The following is a 12,549-nucleotide window of genomic DNA, read 5'->3' as shown; positions in this document are numbered from 1 at the left end:
ATGGGGCTTCATGAACCGATTCATATATTGCTGGTAGATGACAGACCTGAGAACCTGCTCGCTCTTGAGGCGGTGCTGGAGAGTGAACAATATAATTTGGTAAAGGCCACATCCGGGGAAGAAGCGCTGCGATGTCTATTAAAAGATGAATTTGCAATCGTAGTCCTGGATGTGCAGATGCCGGGTATGGATGGAATTGAGACCGCAAAGTTAATCAAGGCCAGAGAGAAAACGAAGGATATTCCGATTATCTTTATTTCAGCTAACAGCAAGGAAGCGGAGCATTTATTTGCGGGGTATTCAGCGGGCGGTATTGATTATATGGTGAAGCCGTTCATCCCTCAAATTCTCAAGTCCAAAATTGAAGGCTTCGTGCAAATGTATCTGACAAACAAGCGCTTGAAGACACAGTCCATGCTGCTTCATCAGAAGACCCAGCAGCTGGAGAAGATGAACAGCGAACTGATTGCCGCCAAGGAGGCAGCAGAGATTGCTGCCAATGCCAAAACGGAATTTCTGGCGATGATGAGCCATGAGATCCGCACACCTATGAACGGCGTCATTGGCATGATTGATTTGCTGATGGAGACGGAGCTGCAAAGTGACCAACAGGAATATGCCGATATCATCCGTCGTAGTGCAGACGCGCTGGTAGCAGTCATTAATGATATTCTGGACTTCACTAAGCTGGAGTCAGGCAAAATGGAGGTAGAGGAATATCCTTTTGATCTGGTTTCCTGTATCAAGGAAGTTTTCAGCCTATTTACGGTAGAGGTGAACCGAAAGAACTTGGAACTGGTTTATTTCCTCGATGAACAGATGCCTCCTGTGTTATATGGAGATATGGGAAGATTGCGTCAAGTATTGATTAACCTGGTATCCAATGCCGTCAAATTTACAGATCAGGGCGGGGTGTATGTCTTCGCATCTGTCAAAGAGCAAAGCGACAATGGACTTACCGTTGAGTTTTCTGTGAAGGATACAGGCATTGGTATTGATCCCGCTAAGGTTGGAAGGCTGTTTCAGCCCTTTTCCCAACTGGATTCTTCAATGACGCGTAAATATGGTGGAACCGGGTTAGGACTCGCCATTTGTAAAACCTTAGTGAATATGATGGGCGGAGATATCCGTGTAGATACGAGCGGAGAACAGGGCGTGACGTTTCATTTTACAATGAAGCTTGGCTTTGCTCAGGAAAATGAACTGGAGGGGGAGTCCAGCCACGACTGGGAAATTCCACATCGGGAATCTCCAAGCCGTAAACCTGTACTGGTCGTAGATGATCATCCGATTAACCAGAAGCTGATGGTTAATATACTGGATAAGCTCGGTTTAGCTTCAGATGTGGCAGCAGATGGGCAACAGGCGCTTGAAATGGTCATGGCGAATCAGGACTATGATTATATCTTTATGGACTTGCAGATGCCTGTGATGGACGGTCTGGAGTGTACGGGTAGAGTGCGTGAGCAATTGGCGGGAAGATCCCAACCTGCCATTATCGCCATGACGGCTAATGTGATGGAGGGTATTCAGCCTCGATGTATTGAAGCTGGGATGAACGATTATATCAGTAAGCCCGTTAAAATCAGCAGTGTAAAACAGGCGTTGCTACGGCATTCTCCGGACCATTTTCCAATGCAGCCGGGTAAAGAACAAATCAATGAAGCCTAGATGGTGGCATTTGGTAGTGTTTAAAAAGTTATACCGTGATTCAAACGATCGTATAATGGGTTAGTATGTAGGGAAATCTTTTTTCGGGAGAGTAGGCCTATGAATACAAATAAAAATGAGAAGTTTAATGCAATTACAGAAACAACCGATGGCGTAAATACCGTTTATCTGAGTGGAGAGTTGGATCTTTCGGTAGCACCTGATTTTCGTCTGGTGATGGAGCCTTTGGTGGGGGAGTCCAGCCAAGATTTGATTATTAACTTGAGAGACCTTAAATACATTGACAGCACGGGGATTGGTATCTTGTTATCCATTTTAAAAGCAAGGCATGGGATGGAGTCTCGCTTTGCTGTTCAAGAGGTACCGCCTCAAATTCAAAAGCTGTTTGATATGACCGGTATTGCCAAATTCTTTGTCCCCCAGGAGAATTCCCAATAGGAAAGGAAAGAAAAAGAAATGAATGCTCAAATTCAAAAAGTAGTTCTTAATTTGCCGGCAACTGCTGACTTTGTTGATATTGTAAGATTAAATTTATACGGTATTGCCGCGAAAATGGGATTCTCTTATGAGGATATTGAAGACATGAAAGTGGCTGTATCGGAAGCCTGTAATAACTCTGTCCTTTATGCATATGGTCATGAGGGGGGAGTCGTGGAAGTAATATTCGAATTTGATGAAGTTTCGTTGTCCATTCGTGTCAAAGATGAAGGGGAGAGCTTTGAACGTGTGGAGGACCCGTCCCGTATCGCATCCTTGCATGACAAGGAGTTGAATGATGCGCAGATAGGCGGATTAGGCTTTTATCTCATGCAGGCGCTTATGGACGATGTCCATATCTTGAATGAGGCAGGAAAAGGCACCGAAGTGGTGCTTGTAAAGCGACTGACCAGAAGTGAGGAAAGAGTATGAATGAAAAGGTAACTCCCCCGGAGTCGATGGATGAAGCCGTTGGTCTAATCTGGGAGTACCAGCAAACAAAAGATAACGAGATTGCTACCGTGCTGATCCGTAAGTATGAGCCGATGGTCAAGATGGCTGCTGGGAAGATCTCCCGTAACCGTCCGGACTTATACGAGGATTTATATCAGACCGGTCAGATGGCTTTGATACGTCTGCTTCAGCAATACGATATCAGCTTGGGTATCCCATTTGAACCATACGCTATGAAAAGTATGCTGGGACATATGAAAAATTATTTGCGCGACAAATCCTGGTACATCCAGGTTCCTCGCCGCATTAAAGAAAAGGGTGCGCTTGTTCAACATGCTATTGATGAACTAACCGTTAAATTGGAACGCTCACCCAATGTGGACGAGATTGCGACCTATTTGGATCTTACCGTGGAAGAAACGATTGAGGTGCTTGCTGGCCGTGAGTGCTATCACTATGTTTCACTGGACTCGCCTTTATCCCAGGATGAGAGTGCAGCTACGTTAGGCGAGCTCATTAGCTCGGATGCTAACGATTATGACACTGTGGAAAAACGAATGGATTTGCAGCAGGCTTTAAGCCAACTGAAGGAGCAGGAACAAAAGGTGCTTCTTCTGGCATTTCAGGACGGTCAATCTCAACGTGCGATTGCACAGACGTTGGGCGTATCGCAGATGAGCGTTTCCCGTATTCAGAAGCGGGCAACGGAAAAGCTGAAGCAGATTATGTCTAATTCCTCTATTTCATGAGTAGATGGCAGATTATATGGCTTAAAATATTTGACGTCACATCGTAAGGACACGTTATTCCGATATGGGAAGCGTGTCCTTTTTATAAAGCGAAAAAGGTTGGGAGGAAGGTTGGAATCCATGACAGCATTTGAACAGATTTCTTCCTTTCGTGGAGGATGGGAATGGTGGGACATCAGTGCTGGGAATTGGCAAGATTCGGTCATACAGCATTTGAAGGAGAAGCTCCCAGAAGCCTCAGAATGGCTGGACAAGGTAGAGGACATTCCATCCAGCTTTATATCTGTGCGCTTTCCAGATGGCAATCAGCCCTTAATGTACGGGTCGCTGATCTACTCTGTTCAGGAGGAGATCGACAGTCAGCGCAATTGCAACAAGTTTTATTTTCTGGTCTTAAATCAGAAGTTAGTGACGTTAAATCTGGATCAAAATACCCGTGAAATCATGCACACCGCGGAACGCCAAAAAATGCTGGAACAGTGTGAGGATGCAGCTGATGGCATGTTTGTATTGGCGAGAGCCGTGCTCCATTACTTTCATACAGGTATGGATAAGTTCGAGATCAACCTGAGAAGACTGGAAGAGGACATGGAGAAAAGGAATGCTCGTACGCTGATGGATTCTATATTGAATGCACGTTTCGAGCTGTTGTATTGGAGCAATATGTTCATTCCCTTTTCAGAGCTGGTGACGGCTTCTCGGGAGGCATATCTGGATAAACTGGAGGAGAATCGTTTTTTCAAGCAGTTACTTTACCGTGTTACTCGGATGGAAGGACTTTTCCTGCATTATGAAAAGGAAATCGACACATTGATCTCCATTGACGACGCCATTTCTGCATTTAGGGGGAATGAGATTACAAAGACGCTCACCATTGTCACCGCCGTATTTACACCAGCAACTGTAGTGGGCGCTATATGGGGCATGAACTTTGAAAATCTGCCTTGGATTAAAACAGGCTGGGGTTTTACCACCGTGATTATTGCCACACTGCTAAGTATGGCGGGAATGTACGGCTGGCTGATGATGAAGGGGTGGACAGGAGACTTATTGAAAGCTAACAAGCGCAACAAATTGTAGCGGCTGACTACAGCTGTTACAATTTACAAATAAAAAACGATCCATCGTAACTGGAGGCTCTTTGAGGAGTCTATTACCGGTTACGATGGATCGTTTTTAAATGAGATAGGGACAATTACTTAGTACCTTGGCTCATTTTGATATATCCTAATAATTCGGCGATGAAATCTCCGATGACCGGAAGATTTAATTGTACCAGGAAACTGAGCAACCAAGCGAGCAAGGCGAGTATGACCACTGTACCCAGCGTAAGGCCGAGACCACGTGCAATCCCTGCGGTCAGATTGCTCATAATTCTTCTTTTAGTGCTGGAGTAGTTCTCCAGAATATCTTTGAACTCTGCTCTTTCGAGCGTATCTGCTATTTGATCTAAGCGTTTGTTAAGCCGCTTGACCTCATGGCGCAGCTCAAAAGGATGCTCATTTACATCAAAGTCTCTCTCGTGATCATGCGTTTTAACATGATTGGGAGTAGAAGAAGCCTGCTTGGATGAAACCTCATCTGGCTGATCTTGAGCCTGTAGGGGATGAAAGGTTCTTTTGTTGTTCGCGGTAAGATCATCTCCATAGGAGTTTGGCTTGCTCATTGTCATCCCAGCCTTTCTATCATTTAAAAACAGCCAGCTTCTTGCATGCTGGCTGTTCAGTGTCTAGGGCTTATTTTTTTGCCATCAGAATGTGTAGCTATTAGGAATTAGCATTCAATTGTTTTTGCGTATCCTTGGCCGCTTGAGCCGTTGCATCCATAACCTCTTTATCCGCTTTGGCTGCTTCATTAGCGACATCTGCAGAAGCCTTGGTTACGCTGGATACGATATTGTCTTTGCTCTCGGATACCGTTTTGGCTACATCTGCTGTTTTGGTGGAAACGGTTTTGGCCAAATCTGTCGCTTTGCTGCTAACTACAGATGCCACGTCCTTTGTTTTATCAGAGACAACTGTAATTTTATCAGACAGATCACTACGCAAATCACGACCCGGCTTCGGCGCGAACAGCAGGGCTGCGGCAGCACCAATCAAACCTCCAATAAATAAACCTTTTGCAAAACCTGAAGTACTTGCCATATTTTGATTGTCAATGTTACTCATGTTATATCACTCCTCTTATAGAATTAAAGAATAAAAGATATATATATAAATGTTAGGTAGCCCTTCTTAATAGCCTGGACACAAGTCCGAGCAAGAACACGAACAATGCGGTTCCGAGTATGGCTGGAATGACTGCAAAATCTCCGATGACCGGGCCCCAGTCTCCCAATAGCATGACACCTAGCCAAGCTCCTACAAATCCAGCAATCATAGAGCCCGCAATGCCGCCAGGCATTTCATGACCAGCCAGTGCATCGCCAATCAATCCGATAATAATAGCCATTACAATACTTAGTACAATTCCCCACACAAGGATCGCCTCCCTTATCCTAAGTTCACAAAACCATAACGTTTTTAATGAAGGCTGAGCTTCGATATTGCTGAGCCTTGCTTACTTCGTATATAAACGTCGTGACCCGGAGTGAAACAAAAAGCCGTCTCGGACATTTACCGGTGGGGAGTGGAAGGAAGCTTCATGCGCGCTCGCCAATAGATCACAGGAACGGTAAACACCAGCCAAATTATACCTGCAATATAGCCACCCACAATATCTGTAGGAAAGTGAACGCCTAGATATACGCGGCTTAATCCAATCAAGAGAATCAGTAGTGCACCAAGAACACACGGAAGAAAGAGCGAACGCCCACGAATCTTTCGTTCCATGGCCCAAATGGCAAATATCATTCCGAAAAATCCCATGGAAATCATCGCATGACCGCTGGGAAAACTATAGCCCCCGGCTTCAACCAAATGTTGAAGTGACGGGCGTTTCCGTTGCAAAATTTCCTTAATGAGCGTATTCAGCACCCACATCGCCGTAAAGCTGCTTAGGATCGCAAAGGAATAAGCTTTTGAACGAAGACTGACCCAACACAAGGTAGCAGCACCGAGGGCGATGATCAAGGACATGCGGAATGAACCGAAAGATGTAATGAATATAGCGATGGTTAGCAGTTGGTAGCGAACAGCTGCTGTGTCTGGAAAAATGGCATCCTGTATGCGTTCATCCCAATATAGAAAAGGAGCTGTGCCAATCCATTTCACAGAGTAGGCGACGAGAAGCAACACAGCGATCATGGTAATAGATGCATACAGACTACGGCGCAAATAGCTCGGTAGGAAACGGGATGATTGGGGTTCATGAGATAGCATATGTAATAAATCTCCTCCTTATGGCTGTGATAGATTCAATTTTTCGTACTATTAACTTAACTAATAATGAACTTAAGAGCAAAACCCGACGGAGACGACAGGCTGATTGAGGCATATAAGCCCGGGGTAAAGGGATCGTATCACAGCGTTTGTAATGCCAGGGCCGGAAGTGGAATAGTCATCACGAAGCAAAGCTGCTTTACGGAACTGTAATCCATGGAGGTGTTAAGGATGATTAAAATAGTGACATCGGCAGAAAGACATACCTCAAATAAAGGGTGGATTCATAGCGAGTTTAGCTTTTCGTTTGCCGATTATGAAGATCCGAGCAATGCCCATTTTGGCTGTATGCTAGCCCATAATGATAACGAGCTTGAACCGCAGCAAGGCTTCAAAAGACATCCGCATCACGATTTGGAAATCATCACCTATGTAATTGAAGGCCAATTGCATCATAGCGACAGCTTAGGACATGAGCAGGATTTGAAAAGCGGCTCGATCCAGGTTCTGAGTGCAGGCACCGGAATTGAACATGAAGAGCGAAATACTGGGGATGAAAGACCAGTTCGTTTTTTGCAAATGTGGTTTTTACCCGAGAGTCCTGGCATTCAGCCTTCTTATCAGGTGCAAAGATTCAAGCACAGTGAACGTCTAAATCGGCTTCAGCCTGTTGTGTCTGGTTCAGAAGTGGAGGGAGCGTTATCCATCGCGCAGGATATAAATCTGTATCTGAGCAGATTGGAAAAAGGACAGCAGCTTGAATATCCGCAGCAAGAGGAGCGCCGCACCCACATTTATGTAGTTAGCGGTCATGTAGAAGTTACATGCCAGGATGGGGATTTTCAGTTAGGGCCTGGTGATGCCGCGCGAATTCAAAAAAGCTGTACATTAAAGATACGAGCTACAGGGAATGAGGATATATCTGAACTGGTGTTAGCTGATTTGCCTTGAAGCATCCTTGAGTGAAGAAGTGTATGAAAATGCGTATATGCAATCGAAAAAATAAAGCTCGTATCCCGTTGCACGTCTGCTGAGACGACCGGAGATACGAGCTTTATTTACGCTGACAGGGCTACTATCATGAAAGCTGTTGCTCATGATGATAGGATGTAATACAGCTAAGCTGGCTGTCCTACAAGCTGATTCAGGAGGACTTGCGCAATCTGCCCAGTTCAGAAACAATAGCTTCAACCTCTGAAATGCTCAGGTTAGGCTTGCTTATCACCATATCATAGACATCATGAATGTCCTCGTATTGCTCCAGCGAGAAAGCGGATGCCTGCATAGCAGCACCACTCGCCATACGGAGCTTGGTTTTAATACCCTCAATCATATACTCAATGTTGGCATGAGACGGTACAGACAAATCCATCGTTAATTTTCCATCCTTTCATAACAGGGGAAGTTGCCTGTATTGTATCATGTTTTTGTTGTAGAATGTACTGAAAGCCAGATTACCGATATACAACCGAATCAAGGAGGATGGACAAAGTTGTCTTTGTATAATCGAGCTTCCGCACCCGGTCGCTCGTCCTTAGAACATAATGTAAAGAAAATAGATCGAGATGGACTCGCGCCGTTTTTCCGAGAAATTCATCATCAGCATGCTATAGATAAGTTGACTTTTGTTTGCATCGGTACAGATCGCTCATCGGGTGATTCACTCGGGCCACTGGTAGGCACCATGCTCAAGGAGCAAGGCTTTCCGCACGTGATTGGCACAATGACGGAGCCCTGTGATGCGGATCATCTGGTTTCATACTTGGAGTGCATTCCCCAAGATCATCATGTGATCGCCATAGATGCATGTCTTGGACAGCACGGCTCAACGGGAATGTTTCTTATTGCGCGTGAACCGCTAACTCCTGCGCGATCGGTGGGGCTGTCTCTGCCGTCTGTTGGTCATTATAGTGTTGCAGCGATTGTAAATGAGCGCAGCCCCAAACCCTATTGGACACTCCAAATGACGTCGCTTCACTTGGTCATGACAATGGCTGCGCATATTGCTAATGCGGCGGCTTATGAATTTGGTTTGAAAACAGCTTCGCAAGATTTTCCAGAGGGTTACCGTTTCAGATATTGATGGTCTGCTTAATAATATACATCAGCATTGTTCTACTTAATAATATATTCAGCTCCAATAGATTATATACAGAGAAGGAAGGGTTCCATATGGAAAAGGTATTATGCGAAGGAACGACGATCTGCTATGCCGAACAGGGAAAAGGAGAACCGATCATTTTATTGCACGGTTTTTGCGGAAGTTCCTCCTATTGGGATGAGGTTGTTCCATTGCTGTCCCAAAGCTATCGTTGTATTGTTCCAGACTTGCGTGGACACGGACGCAGCGATGCTCCACTAGGAGCCTATACTATTGATCAAATGGCAGATGATGTGCTTAAACTTCAAGAACAATTGGACATCCCTCAGGCTGCCTGGTTTGGTCACTCCCTAGGAGGCTATCTAGCCCTTTCGGCAGTGCAGAGACATGCAGAGCGCCTTACAGCCTTTGGACTGATTCATTCCACAGCTTATGCAGATACGGACGAAGGTAAAGAAAAGCGGAATAAGGCTGTATCCACCATCCAAACGGAGGGGATTACAACCTTTGTAGATGGACTTGTACCGGGGCTATTTGCTCCTGATCATGTGGAGTCGATGTCCAGCCAATTACTGAAAGTCAAAGAAATTGGCTACAAAACACCACCACAAGGAGCCGTAGGAGCATCACTGGCTATGCGCGAGCGTACTGATCGTCGGGATGTATTGTCGGCTTCTGCATTGCCGGCCCTTTTAGTAGCGGGTGAGCAGGATCAGGCGGTTCCTCCAGCGCGGACGTTTACAACAGATCGGGCCGGAGTAACTCAGGTTACCCTACCGGAAGCAGGTCACATGAGCTTGTTCGAAGCACCGGAGTTATTAGCGAACGCTATCTTGACATTTTTAGAGCAGAACTTGAAAAAATAGACTAAGGGAAGCCCAAAAAACCGGAACCTTCTGAGGTGATAATCAGAAGGTTCTGTTTTTTTGTGTAGTCAATTATTTTTAGGAGTGTAAGGTGTCTAATTTATGTTGCTTTTGTTAAAGGCAAACGCTGTCGGCAAACCGTCAATACTCTCCAAATTTTTCTCATAGGCATATCTTTTAAGTGCTTCTTCTCCCATCTGAATTGAGACTTCCTTCAGCTTTTCCCGTTCGCTCGTGTATGTCATGAAGGGAACCGCAAAACCACATGAATTCTGAACCATGTGAATGTCCACAACAATGATTTGTCTTGCACCGGGAAGCGGGTTGAAGAGTGGGTACAGCTCATTCCATTGCTTAGTATCAGGCAGCGCGACGGTACCAGTACCATAGAGCTTTAGTACACTGGGAGCGCCCTCAAATGCACAAAACATGATTGTTACCCGTCCATTCTCGATAATGTGAGCGCTTGTCTCGTTGCCGCTTCCCGCCAAGTCGAGATAGGCTACCCTTTGGTCCGATAGAATACGAAAGGAATCATATCCCTTGGGGGAAAGGTTAACGTGCCCTGTCTTGGATAGCGGTGCTGATCCTACAAAGAAAATGTGCTGCCGCTGTATAAACTCTTGATGTTCCGGTAATATCGAGCTAAATTGTTTACCCAAACTCCATCATCCTTTCTCACAAAAATATTCATATAAATTTTGTTTCTAAAGAAAATAATTACTATGAATTATTTTATAGAATGTTTAAATATACTGATTATTTTTTGTTTCGTATGAAACAAAAATATCACGACACTAACAAAGAAGCAATATTGATTTTAAAAAAACTCATCATTCGCTATTCACATGATCAGCTACAAAGTACTGTACCGTAGGAATTTCACTGCCATACGTGAGCATTCTGACTACCTGATCATTGATGTTATTAACTGAGGGTGAAGGTTATGAGTGGTATTTCTGCATGGTGGGGCATTTGGCTTTTAGACAAGGATGTCATACAATCAGAAGACAGAGTTTCTGGTTGTCTAGGCATCGGGATGAAAGGAAGGGAACGGCTTGCTTAGAAAAGATTATTTGCTCAGTATGATGGAAGAATTGACATCCGCAGTAGCATCGGTGCTCGGTCTAAGGCGTGAAAATAAACACGTCGAAGCGCTAAAACAGCTAGATGACCTGCTCAACAAGCAGTTTCGTCTTCGTTCAGATCTGCTCAGACGATTGCCGCCGGAACAAATTATTGAGCTTTTCCGATTGGGCCCTGGAATTGAAGCAGACAAGCTCCAGCAGGTGGCTCGCATTTTAGAGGAAGAAGCCGTGATTTACCTGGAAACCAGCAGAACAGACGAGGGCGTACGAATCTTGATGAAATCTCTTCATTTATATTTGTACAGCGATTTGAATGGTGCGACTCGTAATCTACAGGTCCTGCCTGAACGAATAGCGTGTATCGTGCAACTGGTGCATGAATATGAGCTTCCCCCTGAAACCAGCAAGCTGTTGGCTGTTCATTACGAGCGGGAAAACAGGCTGGACGAAGCCGCCGATGTCTGGTTTGGATTGGCATGGGAGCAGCCAGAGCTGCTAGCGGAAGCGGAGACGTTTTATAGTCAATTACTGGATAAGACCAATGCAGAGCTGGAGCTGGGTGGAATTTCACGCCAGGAAGTCACCGAGGGTTTGACCGAGATCACCCAATTACATGAAAGAAAGTGAGATGTACCTTTTGGATTCACTGCGCGAACTTATATACCAATTGACCACGGGAGGATCCCTCATAACAGCGACGCTGAGTCAGCTTCGCAAACGGGAGGATGCTTCTTTTACTAAAGTGCAAATCAAACCTGTAGAATTGAAAAACAAGCTGCATTACCAGTTTGCTTTTCATTATAGCAACAAAGTCATTCATGAAAATCTGACCTCTGACGAAGCTAATGAGCGTATGACTGCCTTGTTTGAGGACACGTTCCGCCAAGGACTTTTATGCGCCAAGGATGCAGACTACCAAGTGCTGATCAGTAAAAAATATAAAGTATCCATTCTGACAAAGTCACCGAGCAAAAGTAAAGCCGACCTGTCTCATAATCGCAAAAAGCAATATGTGCTCGAAGAAGGGGAACGAATTCCTTTCCTGATTGAGCTCGGGATAATGAATGAGGATGGTAAGGTACTGGCCCGCAAGTATGATAAGTTTCGTCAAATTAACCGGTTTCTCGAAATGGTGCAGGATGTATTGCCTAGCCTTCCGGTAGGCCGCCCATTGACGATTGTGGATTTTGGCTGTGGCAAATCGTATTTGACCTTTGCGCTGTATCACTATTTGGCTGTACAGCAAAAGCGACCATTGCAGATCGTTGGTTTGGACTTGAAGGCAGATGTCATTGAAACCTGTAATGTTCTGGCTCAAAAGCTGCAATATCGACAGTTGGAGTTTCTGGTTGGTGATATCGCAGACTATAACGAACTGGAACAGGTGGATATGGTTGTTACCTTGCATGCTTGTGATACAGCAACGGATGCGGCGCTGGAAAAGGCCGTCCGCTGGGGAGCTTCCGTCATTTTGTCGGTTCCGTGTTGCCAGCATGAGCTGTTCAGCCAACTGGAAAATCCGGTATTGGAGCCGTTGCTTTCCCATGGTATTTTAAAGGAGCGTTTTTCAGCACTGGCAACGGATGGAATCCGGGCCAAACTGCTGGATATGATGGGATATCGGACACAGCTGTTGGAATTTATCGACATGGAGCATACACCTAAAAACATTCTGATTCGTGCCGTCAAAGGACAGGCGGGAGAACAATCCGTTCTGTGGCGTGAATACACAGCATTTCGGGATTTTATTCATGCTGATCCTTATTTGGAACGCGCTTGTGCGGATTTGCTTCCCGAAGGAGCAGGGAAAAAGTAGACACACAG

At 45.2% G+C, this 12,549-nt stretch carries 16 protein-coding genes; 10 read left to right on the top strand and 6 right to left on the bottom strand.

The window, feature by feature from the left end:
- The 5 genes from MKY24_RS22320 to MKY24_RS22300 all read left to right on the top strand — a co-directional run bounded on the left by MKY24_RS22320 (position 1) and on the right by MKY24_RS22300 (position 4,430).
- Positions 1-1,671 (top strand): response regulator, encoded by a 1,671-nt coding sequence (locus MKY24_RS22320; RefSeq protein WP_339200894.1) that lies wholly within the window; start codon positions 1-3, stop codon positions 1,669-1,671.
- A gap of 99 nt (positions 1,672-1,770) precedes the next feature.
- Positions 1,771-2,109, top strand: a complete 339-nt coding sequence (locus MKY24_RS22315) for an STAS domain-containing protein (RefSeq protein ID WP_023990272.1) — start codon at positions 1,771-1,773, stop codon at positions 2,107-2,109.
- 18 nt (positions 2,110-2,127) lie between these two features.
- Complete coding sequence (rsbW, locus tag MKY24_RS22310; RefSeq protein ID WP_339200892.1) at positions 2,128-2,580, top strand: anti-sigma B factor RsbW; 453 nt, start codon at positions 2,128-2,130, stop codon at positions 2,578-2,580.
- Positions 2,577-3,350: a sigma-70 family RNA polymerase sigma factor gene (locus tag MKY24_RS22305; RefSeq protein WP_028541852.1), complete on the top strand. Its 774-nt coding sequence runs from the start codon at positions 2,577-2,579 to the stop codon at positions 3,348-3,350. Before rsbW ends, MKY24_RS22305 begins: the two co-directional genes overlap by 4 nt.
- Before the next feature lie 120 nt (positions 3,351-3,470).
- Complete coding sequence (locus MKY24_RS22300) at positions 3,471-4,430, top strand: magnesium transporter CorA family protein (protein ID WP_053326084.1); 960 nt, start codon at positions 3,471-3,473, stop codon at positions 4,428-4,430.
- A 115-nt stretch (positions 4,431-4,545) separates the two neighbouring features.
- Here MKY24_RS22300 and MKY24_RS22295 read toward each other — a convergent pair whose 3' ends face one another.
- From MKY24_RS22295 to MKY24_RS22280, 4 genes are all read right to left on the bottom strand, one after another.
- Positions 4,546-5,022, bottom strand: a complete 477-nt coding sequence (locus MKY24_RS22295; RefSeq protein WP_254348999.1) for a DUF5665 domain-containing protein — start codon at positions 5,020-5,022, stop codon at positions 4,546-4,548.
- A 94-nt stretch (positions 5,023-5,116) separates the two neighbouring features.
- Complete coding sequence (locus MKY24_RS22290) at positions 5,117-5,518, bottom strand: YtxH domain-containing protein (protein ID WP_023990268.1); 402 nt, start codon at positions 5,516-5,518, stop codon at positions 5,117-5,119.
- 52 nt (positions 5,519-5,570) lie between these two features.
- On the bottom strand, positions 5,571-5,828 hold the full coding sequence (locus tag MKY24_RS22285) for a GlsB/YeaQ/YmgE family stress response membrane protein (protein WP_013311925.1): 258 nt from the start codon (positions 5,826-5,828) through the stop codon (positions 5,571-5,573).
- 137 nt (positions 5,829-5,965) lie between these two features.
- Positions 5,966-6,670, bottom strand: a complete 705-nt coding sequence (locus MKY24_RS22280) for a phosphatase PAP2 family protein (protein ID WP_339200889.1) — start codon at positions 6,668-6,670, stop codon at positions 5,966-5,968.
- Positions 6,671-6,901: 231 nt separating this feature from the next.
- Here MKY24_RS22280 and MKY24_RS22275 point away from each other — a divergent pair, with 231 nt between their 5' ends.
- The gene (locus tag MKY24_RS22275; RefSeq protein ID WP_254348997.1) at positions 6,902-7,621 is read left to right on the top strand and encodes a pirin family protein; all 720 of its coding nucleotides are present in this window, start codon (positions 6,902-6,904) and stop codon (positions 7,619-7,621) included.
- 193 nt (positions 7,622-7,814) lie between these two features.
- Here the strand turns inward: MKY24_RS22275 and MKY24_RS22270 are convergent, their stop codons facing one another.
- Positions 7,815-8,042: a DUF1128 family protein gene (locus MKY24_RS22270; RefSeq protein WP_013373034.1), complete on the bottom strand. Its 228-nt coding sequence runs from the start codon at positions 8,040-8,042 to the stop codon at positions 7,815-7,817.
- A 120-nt stretch (positions 8,043-8,162) separates the two neighbouring features.
- On the opposite strand from MKY24_RS22270, the gene yyaC reads away from it, so the two are divergent.
- A complete protein-coding gene (gene yyaC / locus MKY24_RS22265; protein ID WP_254348996.1) occupies positions 8,163-8,753 on the top strand; it encodes a spore protease YyaC in 591 nt (196 codons plus the stop codon).
- Between the two features lie 89 nt (positions 8,754-8,842).
- On the top strand, positions 8,843-9,637 hold the full coding sequence (locus MKY24_RS22260; RefSeq protein WP_023990264.1) for an alpha/beta hydrolase: 795 nt from the start codon (positions 8,843-8,845) through the stop codon (positions 9,635-9,637).
- Positions 9,638-9,732: 95 nt separating this feature from the next.
- On the opposite strand, the gene MKY24_RS22255 is transcribed toward MKY24_RS22260, so the two are convergent.
- Positions 9,733-10,299 carry a pyridoxamine 5'-phosphate oxidase family protein gene (locus MKY24_RS22255; RefSeq protein WP_053326079.1) on the bottom strand — a complete coding sequence of 189 codons (567 nt, stop codon included), beginning with the start codon at positions 10,297-10,299 and terminating at the stop codon, positions 9,733-9,735.
- 396 nt (positions 10,300-10,695) lie between these two features.
- On the opposite strand from MKY24_RS22255, the gene MKY24_RS22250 reads away from it, so the two are divergent.
- Both MKY24_RS22250 and MKY24_RS22245 read left to right on the top strand, forming a co-directional pair.
- The gene (locus MKY24_RS22250) at positions 10,696-11,352 is read left to right on the top strand and encodes a DUF6483 family protein (protein WP_053326078.1); all 657 of its coding nucleotides are present in this window, start codon (positions 10,696-10,698) and stop codon (positions 11,350-11,352) included.
- Positions 11,339-12,541, top strand: coding sequence for an SAM-dependent methyltransferase (locus MKY24_RS22245; protein WP_339200888.1), 1,203 nt, complete (start codon positions 11,339-11,341; stop codon positions 12,539-12,541). The genes MKY24_RS22250 and MKY24_RS22245 overlap by 14 nt, the downstream gene beginning before the upstream one ends.
- The last annotated feature ends 8 nt before the right edge of the window (positions 12,542-12,549 follow it).

It is taken from the genome of Paenibacillus sp. FSL P2-0322, from assembly GCF_037975315.1.
In the GTDB taxonomy this organism is placed as follows: domain Bacteria; phylum Bacillota; class Bacilli; order Paenibacillales; family Paenibacillaceae; genus Paenibacillus; species Paenibacillus polymyxa_B.
This window is presented reverse-complemented; position numbering and strand designations above follow the sequence as displayed.